Annotated in this window: 17 protein-coding genes and 1 other annotated feature; of the genes, 12 read left to right on the top strand and 5 right to left on the bottom strand. The window is 38.2% G+C overall.

The window, feature by feature from the left end; genetic code table 11:
- Positions 1-142: 142 nt before the first annotated feature.
- The 4 genes from QUF49_RS09935 to QUF49_RS09920 all read left to right on the top strand — a co-directional run bounded on the left by QUF49_RS09935 (position 143) and on the right by QUF49_RS09920 (position 4,947).
- A complete protein-coding gene (locus QUF49_RS09935) occupies positions 143-2,089 on the top strand; it encodes a phospholipase D-like domain-containing protein (RefSeq protein WP_289495507.1) in 1,947 nt (648 codons plus the stop codon).
- A 102-nt stretch (positions 2,090-2,191) separates the two neighbouring features.
- Positions 2,192-3,061, top strand: coding sequence for a D-amino-acid transaminase (dat, locus tag QUF49_RS09930; RefSeq protein ID WP_289495506.1), 870 nt, complete (start codon positions 2,192-2,194; stop codon positions 3,059-3,061).
- A gap of 23 nt (positions 3,062-3,084) precedes the next feature.
- Entirely contained in the window at positions 3,085-3,657 is a 573-nt protein-coding gene (locus QUF49_RS09925) for a DUF502 domain-containing protein (RefSeq protein ID WP_289495505.1), read from the top strand.
- Between the two features lie 84 nt (positions 3,658-3,741).
- Positions 3,742-4,947, top strand: coding sequence for a DUF2515 family protein (locus QUF49_RS09920; RefSeq protein WP_289495504.1), 1,206 nt, complete (start codon positions 3,742-3,744; stop codon positions 4,945-4,947).
- Positions 4,948-4,966: 19 nt separating this feature from the next.
- Here the strand turns inward: QUF49_RS09920 and QUF49_RS09915 are convergent, their stop codons facing one another.
- Complete coding sequence (locus tag QUF49_RS09915; RefSeq protein ID WP_289495503.1) at positions 4,967-5,356, bottom strand: hypothetical protein; 390 nt, start codon at positions 5,354-5,356, stop codon at positions 4,967-4,969.
- Positions 5,357-5,514: 158 nt separating this feature from the next.
- On the opposite strand from QUF49_RS09915, the gene QUF49_RS09910 reads away from it, so the two are divergent.
- A complete protein-coding gene (locus QUF49_RS09910; protein WP_289495502.1) occupies positions 5,515-6,171 on the top strand; it encodes a GDSL-type esterase/lipase family protein in 657 nt (218 codons plus the stop codon).
- A 56-nt stretch (positions 6,172-6,227) separates the two neighbouring features.
- On the opposite strand, the gene QUF49_RS09905 is transcribed toward QUF49_RS09910, so the two are convergent.
- Together QUF49_RS09905 and proC are read right to left on the bottom strand one after the other, a co-directional pair.
- A protein-coding gene (locus tag QUF49_RS09905) for an IS3 family transposase (RefSeq protein ID WP_289495501.1) occupies positions 6,228-7,585 on the bottom strand; the annotation gives its coding sequence in 2 pieces (ribosomal slippage) (positions 6,228-7,117 and positions 7,117-7,585; 1,359 coding nt in all).
- An 81-nt stretch (positions 7,586-7,666) separates the two neighbouring features.
- Entirely contained in the window at positions 7,667-8,506 is an 840-nt protein-coding gene (gene proC, locus QUF49_RS09900) for a pyrroline-5-carboxylate reductase (RefSeq protein WP_289495500.1), read from the bottom strand.
- Positions 8,507-8,628: 122 nt separating this feature from the next.
- Between proC and QUF49_RS09895 the strand changes: the two genes are divergently transcribed.
- Entirely contained in the window at positions 8,629-8,793 is a 165-nt protein-coding gene (locus QUF49_RS09895; protein WP_289495499.1) for a hypothetical protein, read from the top strand.
- An 85-nt stretch (positions 8,794-8,878) separates the two neighbouring features.
- Positions 8,879-9,289, top strand: a complete 411-nt coding sequence (locus tag QUF49_RS09890; RefSeq protein WP_289495498.1) for a group-specific protein — start codon at positions 8,879-8,881, stop codon at positions 9,287-9,289.
- Here QUF49_RS09890 and QUF49_RS09885 read toward each other — a convergent pair.
- Complete coding sequence (locus QUF49_RS09885; protein ID WP_289495497.1) at positions 9,271-10,095, bottom strand: GDSL-type esterase/lipase family protein; 825 nt, start codon at positions 10,093-10,095, stop codon at positions 9,271-9,273. The genes QUF49_RS09890 and QUF49_RS09885 overlap by 19 nt on opposite strands.
- Positions 10,096-10,186: 91 nt before the next feature.
- Here QUF49_RS09885 and QUF49_RS09880 point away from each other — a divergent pair, with 91 nt between their 5' ends.
- The 3 genes from QUF49_RS09880 (at position 10,187) to msrA (ending at position 12,720) form a co-directional block, all read left to right on the top strand.
- The gene (locus QUF49_RS09880; RefSeq protein WP_425590461.1) at positions 10,187-11,131 is read left to right on the top strand and encodes a DMT family transporter; all 945 of its coding nucleotides are present in this window, start codon (positions 10,187-10,189) and stop codon (positions 11,129-11,131) included.
- Positions 11,132-11,203: 72 nt separating this feature from the next.
- The gene (locus QUF49_RS09875; protein WP_289495495.1) at positions 11,204-11,341 is read left to right on the top strand and encodes a hypothetical protein; all 138 of its coding nucleotides are present in this window, start codon (positions 11,204-11,206) and stop codon (positions 11,339-11,341) included.
- Between the two features lie 416 nt (positions 11,342-11,757).
- Entirely contained in the window at positions 11,758-12,720 is a 963-nt protein-coding gene (gene msrA / locus QUF49_RS09870; protein ID WP_289495494.1) for a peptide-methionine (S)-S-oxide reductase MsrA, read from the top strand.
- 18 nt (positions 12,721-12,738) lie between these two features.
- Here the strand turns inward: msrA and QUF49_RS09865 are convergent, their stop codons facing one another.
- Positions 12,739-14,100: an MATE family efflux transporter gene (locus QUF49_RS09865; RefSeq protein ID WP_289495493.1), complete on the bottom strand. Its 1,362-nt coding sequence runs from the start codon at positions 14,098-14,100 to the stop codon at positions 12,739-12,741.
- Between the two features lie 87 nt (positions 14,101-14,187).
- On the opposite strand from QUF49_RS09865, the gene QUF49_RS09860 reads away from it, so the two are divergent.
- Positions 14,188-14,469, top strand: a complete 282-nt coding sequence (locus QUF49_RS09860) for a hypothetical protein (protein ID WP_289495492.1) — start codon at positions 14,188-14,190, stop codon at positions 14,467-14,469.
- Positions 14,470-14,516: 47 nt separating this feature from the next.
- Positions 14,517-14,724 (top strand) — a binding site (T-box leader).
- Between the two features lie 44 nt (positions 14,725-14,768).
- On the top strand, positions 14,769-16,451 hold the full coding sequence (gene argS, locus QUF49_RS09855; RefSeq protein ID WP_289495491.1) for an arginine--tRNA ligase: 1,683 nt from the start codon (positions 14,769-14,771) through the stop codon (positions 16,449-16,451).
- Positions 16,452-16,521 lie beyond the last annotated feature (70 nt).

The following is a 16,521-nucleotide window of genomic DNA, read 5'->3' as shown; positions in this document are numbered from 1 at the left end:
TTAAAAATCTTCATAAAACTTTTATACATAAAGTTCTTTTGGATGAATTTTCTTTACAATTCAAAATCATTAATAAACTTCTACTGTTCCTATGCTATGATTTTTCATGGCTTACATAACATTACAAAAAGGGGTTTGTTTTATGAAATGGAAAAAAAGTATTTCCGCGTTTGTTTTGATGACTTCTGTTTTCTCTTTCAACTCACACCATGAACAAGTTGGTGCTGCCGGAACAGTTGAAGGACCTGTTATCTCTGAAATTGCCTGGATGGGGACAACGATAGATGCGAATGATGAATGGATTGAACTTTACAATCCTACAGATCAAACTATTCAACTTGATGGATGGACGTTAAAATCAGCAGATGGCACTCCTTCTATTCAGCTTAGCGGTTCAATCAACCCGGGTGATACCTTTTTACTGGAACGAACTGACGATTCAACAGTACCTGGTGTTACAGCAGATCAAATTTTCACAGGCGCTCTATCAAACACAGGAGAAAGTCTTCAGCTTCTAGATTCATCAAATGGAATAAGTGATGCTGTTTCCAAGTGGTATGCAGGAGATGCTGCTTCTCGAGCAACAATGGAGAAGAAAAACCTCTCGACCAGCGGAGATGACATTCAGAACTGGAAAACAGCAACAGCTAGCTACGATGCAGGATTCGGAACACCCGGGAACATCCAGGGCACATCAAACGGACAAGCAGAACAATTGAACAATGTTAGTAATGATGTTGGAGCGATCAATGTTTATTTTAATAAAAGTGCCTTAACACAATTCGCGACACCTGGTAACGCGGCCAATTATAATATTAATCTTGAAAACAGATTGTTAAGTAGAATTAATTCAGCTACAAGTTCTATCGATATTGCAACATATGAGATCAACCTTCCTAACATCGTAAACGCATTAATAGAAAAAGCATCTGCAGGGGTTTCAGTACGAATGTTAGCTGACTCAAAACCATTATCTGATGCAGAACATGATGCTCGATATGAGCTTATGAAAATATATCTAGAAAAATTAGCAAGAGGAAAAGATGGTGTAGTGAATACAGCGGATGATGTACACATTTTTTCAGACTCTATTATTTTTGCTGTAGAAGACAAGGCTAAAAGAACAGAATATAACCTTCCTTCAGATGGATTCAACGATTTTACACAACGCACAGTTACTGTAGGCAGTCAAAGTCAGACTGGACACATGCTAGTGGACGGTGAGGAAAAAGAAACAAACGCTTATTATTCTCCTGATACTCAAATGCACAATAAGTTTGTTGTTGTTGACGGGCAATGGGTCTTTACAGGCAGTTGGAATTTCACAACGACCGGACTATATGGGACAGATGAAAACAGGTCAAATGGAATACTAGACGGTAATTCTAATCATTCAATCGAGCTTCATTCAAATGAACTTTCAAGTACTTACAAAACAGAGTTTGATGAAATGTGGGGAAGCGGAGGTACGCAGCCTAATGCAGCTGTATCAAACTTCGGATCGCGGAAAACAGATAATACACCTCACCAAGTTACAGTTGGCGGTAAGACTGTAGAAGTTTATTTTTCACCTGGAGACAACGCCGTTCCAAAGATGAATGAAACACTTGAACAATCTGCTCACCAAAATACGTATTTCAGCATTTTTGCTTGGTCAGATCAAGCTTTAGTTGACACACTTAAAGTGAAGTGGGAAGGTTCCCCTAACGATTTAGAAGGAACGAAAACGGGTTTTGATATAAAAGGTGTTTTTGATGATTCATTTTGGAACATGTGGTGGTCTGCTTCCATTGACATGACAGGCAGAACCGCTACACAAACGAGCACTAATAATCCGAACACACGCTGGAAAAATCCAGCTCCTGTATTTATGGATAAAGAATCCAGAAAGCTGCACCACAAATATTTTATCATTGATGCTGATACTTCAAGTGACCCGCTTGTTATCACAGGCTCTACAAACTGGAGTACAAACGGCAATGATGTAAATGACGAAAATGCGCTATGGATTCATGACTTAGCTCTAACAAATCAATTTAAACAAGAATTTATGGCAAGATATGAACAGGCTGGCGGAACAATTAATTAAATTCTTCGTTCTTAAAAGTGACTCTTGATGGGAGTCACTTTTTCATTTACAGTAGATGAAAGCTCAATTGTATACATATCATATATATGAGGTGGTAAAATCATGGAAAATTCATATGTTTTATATCACGATCAAATTATTAAAAGTGGTTCTATTCCAGTAGATCCTGAAGACAGAGGTTACCTTTTTGGTGACGGCATCTATGAAGTTGTTTTTGTCTATAACCGAAAACCTTTTGGATTTGATGAGCATTTTGAAAGGTTTGAGCAAAGCGCTCAAAAGTTAGAACTTTCTATGCCGTATGATATCACAATGTTTAAGCAATTAACGGATGAACTGATCAGCAAGAACAATGTTGTGAACGGAATGGTCTATATCCAAATGACTCGTGGAGTTGCACCGCGAAATCACCTATATGAACGGAATATGCAAAGTGTTGTTACTGGTTTTGCAAAACCTGTTTCATTAGATTCAATTGCTGCCTCGCAATCAAACGGAATTCAGACGTACTTGACAGAAGATATCAGATGGCTTCGCTGTGACATTAAAAGCTTAAACCTGCTTGGAAATGTAATGGCTAAACGGAAAGCAGCTGATTATGATTGCCAAGAAGCGATTCAGCATAGAGATGGAACAGTTACAGAAGGTTCCTCATCTAACGTGTTTATTGTTAAGGATGGTACACTTAAAACACATCCTGCAACGAACCTGATCTTAAATGGAATCACAAGACAACTCGTGTTAAAGATTGCACAGGAGATTGGAGTTCCTTTCTCAGAAGCAGCTTTTTCTGTTGAAGAACTACTGAATGCTGATGAAGTTTTTATCACAAGTACAACCATGGAAGTCACACCTGTTATTAAATTGTTAGGTACGAAGGATCAAACTTACCAAATTGGTCCTGTCACAACAAAACTTCAAAAAAACTTTAAGCAAGTAATTGAAAAGAAAACATCTGCATTAAAATCTTAGTAAATGAATCTCTAGAGGAAAACATGAAAACATTACTTAAATACTTTATTAATGGATTGTTGACGATCCTTCCGATTGTATTGGCCGTATATATCATCTATAAAATCTTTGGATTTCTCGATAGCATTCTTGGCAATTTATTAAAGGATGTCTTAAAAGAAGACTATATACCGGGAATCGGGCTTATTACAACCATTGTTCTGATCACCGTTCTAGGGTGGATGTCAACACAATATATCTCTGGGAAAATATTCAGACTCATTGATCGAATCTTAGAAAAAACGCCTTTTGTCAAAACCGTTTATACGGTAATCAAAGATACTATTCATTCTCTTTTTGGTGAAAAACGATCTTTTTCTACCGTTGTTCTTATCGAATATCCAGAGCTAAATATGAAAAGTGTGGGATTTATTACAACAGATGATGTAAGCAGCTTAAGTGATGAATTGTCAGACCACGTTGCTGTCTATATCCCCCAAACTTTTCAAATCGCTGGATTCACGTTCTTAGTTCCTAAAGATAAAGTCAAAGTTCTTGATATCAAACCAGAGGACGCTATGAAGTTTTTATTATCTGGCGGAGTCGCAACAAAATAAGGCTGAATTTAACACCCTTTATCCATAAAGGGTGTTTTTTAGTTTCACTCTTCATACATTGAGAATAAAGGGAGGGTGTTAAATTTGAATTCTTCTAAGAGGATACTAACAAAATTTACACTCATTCCAATCCATTTCTTACTTCAGCCCTTTTCTTTATTAAGTAGAAAAAAAGTGTTATGGGAGCTGAGTTCAGAGCAAAAAGTGCAGCTTCAATTTCAATGGAAACGAATTATGAAACACAGAAATAGCGTAAGAATCAGTTTTCAAAACAATAAAGAATTAATACAAAAAATCAAATACAAAACAAAATTAAAAAATAAGGACAACATTACAAGAACAACTGCATATTTATCATTTTTCAAGAAACATCCTGAAATACAATGGGCATTTTTAGCTCATATGGTTTCAAGGAATGCAGGTTACTTTATGACTGATCTAAAAGGAGAATTCTTGCCTCACATCCTTGACGGTGTATTTGCGGAGAATTTATATACAATGTTAGAAAAGGGAAACAGTATGATATTCGAAGACGCATACCCTCAATTGCTTTTGTATGAAGAAAGTAAGATGAAGGGAATGTCGTTATTTTACCTTTGTCATTTTTTTAATGTATCTCCATTTATGGAAGGGGTTTGGGAATTGTATTTTCAAGGAGATCATAGCCCGCTGCTACCCATCGCACAAATTATAAACGAACAAAGTCACATCGAAAACCACCTTGTCCAAACAGCGGAATATCAGCAGTTATTAAAGCATTTGACTTATCGTATCCAAGAATGGCTTCAGCTTTCTCAAATTTTGTTTCCTGTACTTCCGTTAAAGAATTCAGTTGGTAAGAATATGTACAATTTTGAAAGCCTTAACGCAAGAATTGAATTAGGCCAGAATTTATACCACATCCTCTTTCATCCTAAACATTTTCATAACACCTATACGTTTGCTCTTAAAACTCCTCACACTGGATCTCGAAACGATTATGACAGAAGTGTTTTCACTCTAAAGGATGATCCACATAAAAAGAAATATCCGATAGAAAAACTTTCTTTCTTTAAAACGAAAAAAAACCAAAAAATATACAGCCCACATCTTTATGATGTTTGGAAGCAAAATTATCATGGACCTTTTTTCAAGTCGAACTGGTTTTCAGAACAAGACTTCTCGATTGAAAAGATAAGGTTAGTAAAAATGAAATCCGTTCCAATCTCGTTGTCTTATTGGGCGGGACTTCACAAATTAGAATCTGCTTTTCTTTTGAAACACTATTATCGTCTAATCAAAAAAAAATAGAGGCCATTTATAATGGCTTCTATTTAAAGAAGGAAAGGATGTTGCCCATTTGCTGTGCAAGCCCCATAACTTGATTTGCTCCGCCCATCATTTTACCGAAGTTTAACCCAGATCCTTGGTTATTCTGAAACCCTCCCATTTGATTCCCTTGCCCTTGTTTTTGGTTAAAAGGCATACCTGGCATCATCGGATGCGGCATTCCTGGAGGCATCATAGGCATCATATAAGGCATGTATGGCTGTTGGTTAAATCCTTGTGAATATTGTTGCTGCGGCATTGGAACTGGAGTTGCAGGCGCATATGGCGGTCTGTCGGGTACTTGTTGGCTGTTTGCGTAACCCTTTGCAGTAGGAGTGGAAAAAGGATCGTATCCGCCGTATGGGAACATTCTCATAGATTTCTCTTTCAAAAAAAATCACCTCAAAATAGTTTCCATATATGTATATTCAACGAATTAAAAAGGGACATAACCCTTCCTAGGAAGTGATGAAAACGCCCTGTCCAAATTTTTCTCACATCATATTTTATAAGTAGAGGTGTGTTGCTGAAAAGGAGGATAAGGGATTTATGGTTAAATATAATGCTTCTTATGATTGGTTATTAACTGCAATCGGGGATTCCTTAACCGTTGGAGTAGGGGCACCCGTATTTGGAAAAGGCTATGTAGGAAGGTATGTAGGGTTCACTGAAGATATTTTTAATAAACAGATCCTAGTTAATAACTTTGCGGTTACCGGTACAACATCTGAAGAAATTCTCCTTTCCTTAAAAGACAAAGCAGTAAGGAATTCAATAAAAAATTCTAAAATTATCCTAATTACAGCAGGAGGGAACGATCTTATTCAAGCTGCATTTAAATATGTGTTTACACACAAAGAAGAACCTTTGTATCGTGCACTTGAAAAATGCAAAAGAAACTTAAAAAAAATCTTCAAGGTTATCTTTAAATTGAAAAAAGATGATAAAGAACCTTTTATCATTCGAATATGTACGCTTTATAATCCATATTTTAAATGGAGTAAAGCAATTGAATGGGTAAACTTGTTCAATAACCATATTAAAAGTTATGAGTCGTTGCCGAATGTTAGAGTGGCTGATCTTTATCAGGTTTTTAAAGGGAGAGAGAAAGAGCTTGTTTCCTTTGACAGTGTTCATCCGAACAAAAAAGGGTACCAAGTGATAGCTGTTTCATTGTTTGAGCTTGGTTTTAAAGAGATTGAATAAATTAAAACAGCACATGCCGTGAATGATCTGAACCCAAAAAGTTAGACACTAGGATTTTAGGCAGCCTCTGAGGTATGAGTTCGGTATTGAACCGGGCTCATGCCTTTTAATTTTGCCTTAATCCGTTTGTGGTTATAGTATTGAATGTAATTCTCCAGTTCAATCTTAAAATGTTCCATACTCTCAAACTCGTTTAGATAAAGCAATTCAGATTTCAATAAGCCAAAGAAGCTCTCCATGGCTGCGTTATCCAGGCAGTTCCCCTTGCGGGACATACTTGGGGTAATCCCGTGCTCTTTCAGTGCCTGCTGGTATTCCTTCATCTGGTAATGCCACCCCTGGTCGGAATGAAGGATGGGGGATTCTTCTTCGTTCAATCGTTCAAAGGCTTTATCGAGCATTTTTGAAACCAGGGAATATACAGGGCGGTGTTCCATATTGTAGGCGATAATTTCGCCGTTGTATAAATCAAGTACCGGTGAAAAGTAAAGCTTTTCACCGTGTAAGTGGATCTCCGTCACATCCGTTGCCCATTTCTCATTAGGACTTGAGGCGAAGAAATTGCGCTTAATCTTATCAGATGCAATACGGCCTGCCTGCCCACGGTAGGAACGGTATTTCTTCAGCCGTACGAGGCTTTTTAATCCGAGCTGCCCCATGATGCGGCGGACCGTTTTGTGATTAATGCCGATCCCCCTGTTGCGCAGCTCGAGGGTGATGCGGCGATACCCGTAACGCCCTTTGTGCTCGTGGTAGATTTCCGCGATGACCTCTTTGATCTCCTTGTATTTATCCGGCCGGTCCATTTGTTTGACCCAGTAGTAATACGTGCTGCGTGGCATCCCAGCTGCTCTTATTAGATCCCTCACCTTATGCTCTTGCCTTAACTCATGGATTATTTGCGCTTTGTCCTGTTCGGTGATTTTTCTCTTTCTTGAATTAAGGCTTGTAACTTTTTTAAGTAGGCATTTTCCGCACGCAGACGCTCATTCTCAGCCTTCAATGCCTGTTCAGACCCCTCAGGTGGTGCTGAATTCTTTGGTTCTTGTGGTTTCTTTTTCATAGTCGGACGCCCCTTTTTCTTTGGTTTGAGAGCGTCCGGCCCTTCCTCCTCCACCTTCCTTTTCCATGAGAGGATGTTTTGTGGCGAAGGAATCTTAAAAACAGCTGCCGTTTGCATAAGGGACGCTCCATTGTCGTTCATGTATTGAAGTACGTCCATTTTAAATTGAATATCGTAATTTGTATAGTTGGTTAGAAGTCCTTGTTCTCCGTTTGCCCTATATTGGTTTACCCAGTTACGGAGAGAGAAGAGACTTGTATTGAACTGAGAGGCGATCTCCCTCAATGAAGCCTTTCCTTCAAGGTAAGCAAGGACAGACTGTAATTTCAACTCAAATGAATACTTAGACATGAAAAAAACTGCACCTCCAATTGTTAGTGGTGTCTAACAATTGGGGGGCAGTTCAGAAAGCATGTGCTGTCTTACTTTTAGTTAAAGTGCAGGAACTTTTTCAAATTCTTTTCTTAACGTCTTTGAACGCTCCGCTGCATTTTCAACCGCTCTTTCAATGGCTATTCCGCCTCCATTTTCTGCAAGAGCTTCAAGACCTGCTGCAGTTGTGCCATTAGGTGAAGTAACTTTTTTACGAAGCTCTGCCGGAGAATCGTCAGACTCCATTACCATTTTGCTCGCACCATATAATGTTTGAGCTGCAATATCCCGCGCCAACTCACGATCTAAGCCATTTTCTACAGCTACATCTTCCATGTGTTCTAAAAGATAATAGAAGTAAGCAGGACCACTTCCTGCGATGCCTGTAAAAACATCCATCTGTTTTTCAGAAATAATTTTTGCTTTGCCGATGGCTTTCGATAATTCTTGAGCTAAATCCAAATCTTCATTTTTCACATACTTACCGGCACTAATACCTGTGATAGATTCACCAATCATACTTGACGTATTCGGCATTACACGAATGATAGGAAGAGGCTTTTCCAAGATTTCCTCGATGTAACGTGTTGATATTCCTGCAAGTACGGAAAGAATCACATGATGATCTTGAAGTGCGGGTCTTAATTGCTGCAGAACTGCTTCTGCTTGTTTTGGTTTTACCGCAAGAATAATCACATCTGTGTTGCTTAAAGATAATTCGTTAAAAGCAACCGTTTGAATGTTATATTTTTCATTCAGTTCAATTCTTCTATTTTCATTGGAATGGTTTGCAGCAGTAATTCGATCTGGAGAAATCCCCGCTTTGTTGATCAATCCTGATATCATTGCTTCTGCCATTGAACCTGCACCAATGAAAGCTACGTTTCTGTATTTTAACATGCAACCCCTCTTTCAAAATTTGTTTTTTCATACTAACTCATTTTCTCATATTAACGAATAAATGAAGCTTATTTTTGTTTATATGAAAACTTGCCACCATGAATCGTTGGTTGAAGTGCAAGGTGCGAGACTCCTGCGGTACGAGCGGTCAGGTGAGACTCCTTTGCCGCAAAGCGACAGGGGGCTCACCTGACGCCCCGCGGAAAGTGAGCATCCTGAAACGGAAATCAACACATCCAAAAACAGCATTGATTAGCAAGCCGCATTTATATAAAGTACTATGTTAACATGTTCACAAATAGATGCAAGTTTATATATCCATTATTACGTAATTGTAATATGATTTTTACATAAGAAAATAGGGGAGTGTGTATGATGAAATTTTATATCGCCTCGGGTTTTGCAAACAAATTATTAGTAAAACAAGTTGGAGCTGAAGTAAAAAAAACGCTGAACTGGGAGCTTACATATGATTGGACTCAAAACGATAAGGCAGAAACAAATGAGGATCTTGCTGTTATCGGTATGAACGAATTTAAAGGGGTTATGGATTCTGATGTAACCATCGTGATTTTACCGGGGGGAAAAGGCTGTCATACTGAAATGGGAGTAGCGCTGGGCAATAGAAAGCAGGTTGTTTTGTTCGATCCGGAAAATACGCTGCGTGATCTGTCCAAAGCAACAACGTTTTATTTTTTGCCACAAATTAAACATTGGGGTGGGTCAGTAGAAGAGCTGCTAACTCTATGCAGCTCTTCTAACCCTTATTGTGCTTCTTTATAAGATTGATTTTGAAAAGTCGTAATGGTCTTATCGGCAATTCTTGCGTATCCTTCATCATTGGGATGTATTGAATCATAAAGCCATTTATCCATATCTTCAGTTTGCAGAGCATCACTCACAGGAACAACAAGCGCTGGTTTATGAGCAAGAGCGGTCTCATATGCAATTAAGTTCCAATCATTGAGCAGCTTTTCGGTTGCTGGATAGTATTTTTGCTCTGAATTTACAACATTGTATAGTTCATTTAATACTAATATGGCATCAGGATTTTGCTCTCTAATCGTCTCAAAGATTTCGTTTAAATTTTTCTTATAGTCTGTTTTCACTTCGTCATAGCTTTGAATTGCTTTAATTGGACCTTCTTCTTTTGCTATTTGTACAAGATCATTTCCGCCAATATTGATTGATATAATATCAGCAGATTTAACAGATTGCTGAACTGCAGGTATTTCTAGCTGATTTAATAAGCCTTTGCTTGTAGCACCTGACACACCTTGATTCTCCAAAATGAACGTTTTGCCAGTTAAATTTTGAAGGTTTTCATTAACTTTGTTTGCGAAACCGCCTTCTTCTGAGCCTCTTCCTTGTGCGACTGAATCACCCAAAACTAAGTGATTAAACGTGGAATCTGGACTATCCTTTAAATAATCTAAGTACGTAATCTGTTTTAGTTTTGAATTATCATTTTTATCAATAACAGATTCTTTCTTGATCTGATTTATCTTATACTGAGGATAGTAGTACCATCCAGCTGTACCGATTACCATTAGCAAAAGAAGCAAGGATATGATATATCTTTTCTTCATTTTATCCTCCTCCTGAAATTTTTACTTGTAATAACAAATTATCAGTTATTGATAATAACATAAATATGCCTAGAAAGTGTAAGGTGAGAACTTGAATAACGATTCACTTAAAATACCAGTAATTATACCCTTGATTATAGGGATTATCGCCATTTCCTTTTCTTCTATTTTTGTTAAGTGGTCAGAAGCCCCAGTTTCTGTTCAAGGGATGTATCGCTTATTGTTTACATTATTATTAATGCTTCCTTTTGTTTGGAAACAATTTAATTTTCTCAAAAAGATCTCGTTTAAAGATGCAGCTTTACTATTTTCATCAGGAACCTTTTTAGCATTGCACTTTTTATTTTGGATGGGGTCATTAAAATTAACGACAGTTGCAAGTTCCACAATACTCCTTTCATTACAGCCTGTTTTTGTAATGATTGGTGCTTTCATCGTGTTTAAAGAAAAAACTTCGAAAGCAGCAATGATAGGTATGCTTGTTGCTATAATAGGCGCGATTATGATTGGTTGGGGTGACATCGGTATTTCAGCTCAGCATATCCAGGGTGATCTGCTTTCCATTTTAGGAACAATAGTTGTGGCTTTGCATATGCTGATCGGTCAAAAGCTCCTTAAGTCGATACCTGCAACTCTTTATAGCTTCACTGTGTTTTTAACAGCTGTGATTGTTTTTGTTGTTTATAATACTTTCTTAAACATACCCATGACTGGATATCCTGAAAAGGAATGGGGAATATTTTTATTGCTTGCCATCATACCAACTGTTTTCGGACATGTACTTTTTAATTGGCTTTTAAAATATGTCACAGCAGCAACGATATCAATGGCCATTCTTGGTGAGCCTGTTGGAGCAACGATGCTTGCTTACATATTGATTGGAGAAACATTAACAGTCTCCCAATGGATCGGTGGTGCCATCGTTTTAAGTGGATTATATTATTTCTTACAAAATACCCGTAAACAAAAAAGAGATAAACCCCCAGCTCCAATCAAGAAACCTGTAACGGTAGGTCCAATTGTCAAAAAAGGATAAGCTCTTCTATAAAAATTTGTTGCTTTAGAGGCATTTTGTGGGGTTCTCTTCATTGACAATTGGAACGGAAGGTTGAGAGACTCCTGCGGAACGAGCGGGCTGGTGAGATACTTAAAAGTAAAACGTCCAAATATTGCTCACCACCTTCACCGCAAAAAGCGAGACCTGGAACGGAAAGCAACCGCTTCAAAAGAAACAATGGTTTTGTAAGGCTCTTTTCAAAAAGATTGTTGCTTTCAATTTTGTCTTCTATGACCGTTGATTGTAGTGCAAGGTGCGAGACTCCTGCGGGACAGGCGGGCAGTCCGAAAAGTGAAAGTGACTCGTTCAGCCCCGACAAGCAAAAGGTGAATGGGCTAGCAAGGTGCACTTTGCCTTGTAGACAATTTAGCTTTTGACCTCGAGGGGCTAGTCACTTGCAACTAGACAAGTGAGACACTTAAAAGTGAAACGTCCAAATGTGGCTCACCGCCTGCCCCGCGGAAAGCGAGCACCTGGAACGGAAATCAACCACTTCTAAGCTTACGAAATCAACCGATTAATGCTTTTGATAAGAGCCTTTTTCTATGCATTTGATTCTCATTCTTATATGATGTAACAAACAGTTAATAAAGGAGATGGATTTCATGAGTAACTATGCGAAAGCAACTTTTGCTGGTGGGTGCTTTTGGTGTATGGTTACACCTTTTGAAGAATGGCCTGGCATCATAAAAGTTGAATCAGGCTATACAGGCGGTCATACAGAAAATCCTACGTACAAAGAAGTTTGCAGTGAGACAACAGGGCATTTCGAAGCTGTTCAGATTACATTTGATCCATCAGTCATCTCGTATGAAAAAATAGTATCTGTGTTTTGGAAGCAGATTGATCCGACTGATGCAGGAGGACAATTTTATGACAGAGGGGACTCCTATCGTACTGCAATTTTTTATCACGATGATGAACAAAAAGCAGTCGCAGAACAATCTAAGAAAGAATTAGATGAAAGTGGACGTTTTAGTAAACCAATTGCTACCTTAATTTTACCCGCTGATACTTTTTATGCCGCTGAAGAGTATCATCAAGATTATCACAAAAAGAACCCTTTTCATTACAAGCGCTATAGACAAGGGTCTGGCCGGGACGCTTTTATAAGATCGAATTGGGAAGATAAGGAACAAAAACAAGAAATCCTTAGAACATTAAGCCCTATGCAATATAACGTGACACAAAACGATGCAACAGAACCGCCGTTTCAGAACGAATTTTGGGATCATACTGGTGAAGGAATATACGTAGATATCGTTTCAGGGGAACCCTTATTCAGTTCTCTTGATAAGTTTGACAGCAGCTGTGGCTGGCCAAGTTTTACAAAACCCGTCCGTTCTTCAACCGTTGAAGAAAAAGAAGATCTGTCACATGGGATGATTCGTACAGAAGTAAGAAGTAAGGATGCCGATTCTCATTTAGGACATGTTTTTACGGATGGTCCCCGAGATCGCGGAGGATTGCGCTATTGCATCAATTCAGCTGCACTCCGTTTTATACCGAAAGAACAGTTAAAAGAAAAAGGATACGGTGAGTATCTAACTCTTTTTGAAAAGAAATAAACCAGCCGCTCGGCTGGTTTATTTTTGTTCTGAAGAGGAATAGGAATGTGATTGGATAAACTTTAACCTGACAAATAAGAATACGGCTCCAGCTGATAGACCTGATATAAGTCCAATCCAATAGCCATATGCTCCGAGTGTTGTAAAGTTAGCTAGATAATAGCCTACCGGCAGTCCAAGAACCCAATACGAAATAAAAGAAAGCATGAACGTTACATTCACATCTTTATAACCTCTTAATGCGCCTTGAATGGGTGCACCGAATGCATCAGCTAATTGAAAAAAAACAGCGTACCACAAAAATGAAGTCGTGAGTTTGATTACTTCTGGTTCGTTTGAATACATCCGAGCCACTTGGTCATCAAATGCGATAAGAAAGACCGAAAGAATTAATGCAAAACCTACGGCTGCAATGATTCCAATATAGCTATATTGTGCAGCGTCTTTAAATCGACCAGCCCCTACCTCAAATCCAACTGCAATGGTGAGAGCGAAAGAAATGCTCAACGGAAGCATATAGAGGAAGGACGCAAAATTGAGCGCAGCTTGGTGAGCGGCAATGGTAACCGTATTAAAATCACTCATTAGGAGAGTAACTGCTGCAAAAATACTTACTTCAAAAAAGATGGCAAGTCCGATCGGCACACCAATTTTTAATTGTTCCTTCCAAGCTTTTAATGAAGGGGTGTAAAACTTGCGAAATAGTTTATAACCTCTAAAAGGATTGAATTTAATAACAATGATTACGGTTATTAAAGCTGTTATCCAATACGTAATCGCGGAAGCAACACCTGCACCAATACCGCCTAATTCTGGGAATCCCGCTTTACCGAAGATCAACAGGTAATTAAAAACAGCATTTACAGGTAATCCAATAAGTGTAATAAACATCGTTATTCTTGTCTGACCAAGTGCATCTATAAAAGAACGCAATGCTCCGTATAAAAAAAGGGGTAGAATACCGCAAGCTAAAGCAATTAAATAGCCTCTTGCTACTTTCTCGACTTCTTGATCTAATGACATAGCTCCTAAAATTGGATTTAAAACCAATGAACCTAGTATGAGAACAATAATCGATACAACAACGGATAAGTATACAGCCTGCATGACGGATCTAGGCACACCTTTAGTATTTTTAGCTCCTTCAAGCTGTGAAACGATAGGAGTTAGTGCCATTAAGATTCCATTTAGCCCTGTAAATATAGGGACCCATAGACTTGATCCAATAGCGACACCTGCTAGTTGATCGGCTCCTGAACGCCCGCTCATTACCGTATCAAGAAAATTCATAGCATATAACCCTAACTGAGTGATTAAAACAGGAACGACTAATAATATGAAACTTTTATATTTATCTCTAAATGAATATGTCTGTATCATCTGCATACTTCCTTTATTGTTTAAACTGTCAATTCAAGACAATGCATTATATCATAAAACATATGTAATCCACGTAAAGGAGTAACTATGAGCGTACAATTTCTTTTTGAAGTTCAATCTGTTCTGCCAGGAGAGCAAGCAGAAGAAAAAATCGTGCTTGTTTCTACAGAACTTTTATATAAAAACAGCGGTGAAACAATCTTTACTGGCGTTATACCTGTAAGGGTATCAAATCATGGAGTTTTTGTTTCAGTATCTGCCATATCTGCAGCATTCACTTCCAAATACTTGCGCACAGAAACACTTTTCAGGTTAAAGCGATATATAAAACAAATGAGAGATTACTTGGATATTGATAAAAAGGAATAAGTTGACTTTTTTCTTTCACCCTCATATAATATGAAAAACTATATGACAGAATATTTATGAAAAAGAGAGTACTCTGTAAAAGTTGTCATAGCGAGCCAGGGTTGGTGAAAGCCTGGTACAACATTCAGACGAAGCGCACTTTGGAAATGTTTGCTTGAAATGATTAGTAGGGCGAACCGGGAACATCCCGTTAACAGATCAAGCGGCCTTTTTAAGGCAACGAGAGTGGTACCGCGGTAATCATCCGTCTCTTCTAGTAACTAGAAGAGGCGGTTTTTTTATTTTGGGAGGGAGAAAGAATGAACGGTAAAAAACAATTTGCCATTTTTCTAAAGAATAAACTGGTTGATGATCGATCGTTGGACCAAATTGAGAAATTAATTGAAAAGCCAAAACAAATCCATCAAGGTGATCTAGCTTTTCCTTGTTTTCAACTGGCAAAGATTCTTAAGAAATCCCCGAATGAAATCGCGAGCGAGCTTGCTACAGGAACTATTCCAGATCAGTTTGAGAAAGCAGAAGCAGCAGGCGGTTATTTAAATGTATTTCTTAATAAAAAAAGGGCAGTTTTAGAGCTTTTAACGAAGATATTACAAGATAAAGAGAATTATGCAGATCATGATTTCGGAAATGAGAAAACAATTGTTTTCGATCTTTCCTCTCCTAATATCGCAAAACCTTTTTCTATGGGCCATCTCCGCTCTACCGTGATTGGCTCCTCATTAGCATCGATCAGCGAGAAATGCGGATACAAAACAGTAAGAATCAACTATATCGGTGATTGGGGTACTCAGTTCGGAAAGTTAATCTGCGCTTACTTAAAATGGGGAGAAGAAGAAAAAGTACGAGCTAATCCGATTGAAGAATTAACAAAGCTCTATGTTCGTTTTCATGAAGAGGCAGAAAACGATCCTTCATTAAATGACGACGGAAGAATGTGGTTCAAGAAATTAGAAGACCATGATCCGCAAGCAACAGAATTATGGATATGGTTTAAAGATGCTTCATTAAAAGCCTTTCAAAAGATTTACGAACTTTTGGATGTACAGTTTGATTCATACAACGGTGAATCCTTTTTTAACGATAAGATGGAAGAAACGGTAGTAGAGCTTCAGAGAAAAAACTTGTTAGAAACGTCAGAAGGTGCTCAAATCGTTAGAATAGGGGACGATATTCCGCCGTGTCTAATTAAAAAGACAGATGGTGCAACTCTTTATGCGACACGTGACCTTACTGCTGCCATCTATAGAAAGAACACATACTCCTTCGATCAAGCCTTCTACGTGGTCGGTCATGAACAGTCATTACACTTTGAACAAGTGAAACGTGTCCTAAAAAAACTTGGCCATGATTGGGCAGATAACATGCACCATGTACCGTTTGGTCTAATCTTACAAGACGGTAAAAAGATGAGCACTCGTAAAGGGAGAACGGTACTTCTTGAAACAGTCCTTATGGAAGCGATACAGTTAGCTGAACAAAACATTCGAGAGAAGAACCCCGAACTCGAAGAACTAAAAACGGTGGCACAACAAGTTGGTGTAGGTGCAGTCATATTTCACGACCTTAAAAATGAAAAAGGAAACGACGTGGAATTTTCCCTTGAGCAAATGCTTAGATTTGAAGGTGATACAGGTCCTTATATCCAATATACAGCCACAAGAATTCAGACGTTATTAAACAAAGGAAACTTTGACGGGGAACTGCCAAAAGAAATTTCAATTGAGGAAGAAAGCTGGGATCTCATTTCTATCTTAAATGATTTTCCTGCAATGGTTGAACAGGCATTCAATCGAAAAGAACCTTCAGTCATTTCAAAATATTTGTTAAAGCTATCTCATAAATTTAATCAATATTATGCAAACAATAAAATTCTAAACAGTCCTGAAACATCCGAAAGATTGGCATTATGTGCGTCCGTCCAGATTGTTTTAAAAGAAGGTCTGCGATTATTAGGGATTCAAACACCAAATCGAATGTAAAAAATGGGTGACTCAGCTGTTTAAGTCGTGTTGCTGGCTAACCTTTTATGTTCCGTTATATAATCTTATA

Source organism: Fictibacillus sp. b24, from assembly GCF_030348825.1.
GTDB lineage: Bacteria > Bacillota > Bacilli > Bacillales > Fictibacillaceae > Fictibacillus.
The sequence above is the reverse complement of the archived record's forward strand: the minus strand, read 5'-3'. Positions and strand labels throughout refer to the sequence as shown.

What these genes read in the sequence shown, in the direction of transcription:
- QUF49_RS09935 (WP_289495507.1), top strand. Translation starts at nt 143, where the DNA reads ATGAAATGGAAAAAAAGTATTTCCGCGTTTGTTTTGATGACTTCTGTT.
- dat (WP_289495506.1), top strand. Translation starts at nt 2,192, where the DNA reads ATGGAAAATTCATATGTTTTATATCACGATCAAATTATTAAAAGTGGT.
- QUF49_RS09925 (WP_289495505.1), top strand. Translation starts at nt 3,085, where the DNA reads ATGAAAACATTACTTAAATACTTTATTAATGGATTGTTGACGATCCTT.
- QUF49_RS09910 (WP_289495502.1), top strand. Translation starts at nt 5,515, where the DNA reads ATGGTTAAATATAATGCTTCTTATGATTGGTTATTAACTGCAATCGGG.
- proC (WP_289495500.1), bottom strand. Translation starts at nt 8,506, where the DNA reads ATGTTAAAATACAGAAACGTAGCTTTCATTGGTGCAGGTTCAATGGCA.
- QUF49_RS09890 (WP_289495498.1), top strand. Translation starts at nt 8,879, where the DNA reads ATGATGAAATTTTATATCGCCTCGGGTTTTGCAAACAAATTATTAGTA.
- QUF49_RS09885 (WP_289495497.1), bottom strand. Translation starts at nt 10,095, where the DNA reads ATGAAGAAAAGATATATCATATCCTTGCTTCTTTTGCTAATGGTAATC.
- msrA (WP_289495494.1), top strand. Translation starts at nt 11,758, where the DNA reads ATGAGTAACTATGCGAAAGCAACTTTTGCTGGTGGGTGCTTTTGGTGT.
- QUF49_RS09865 (WP_289495493.1), bottom strand. Translation starts at nt 14,100, where the DNA reads ATGATACAGACATATTCATTTAGAGATAAATATAAAAGTTTCATATTA.
- QUF49_RS09860 (WP_289495492.1), top strand. Translation starts at nt 14,188, where the DNA reads ATGAGCGTACAATTTCTTTTTGAAGTTCAATCTGTTCTGCCAGGAGAG.
- argS (WP_289495491.1), top strand. Translation starts at nt 14,769, where the DNA reads ATGAACGGTAAAAAACAATTTGCCATTTTTCTAAAGAATAAACTGGTT.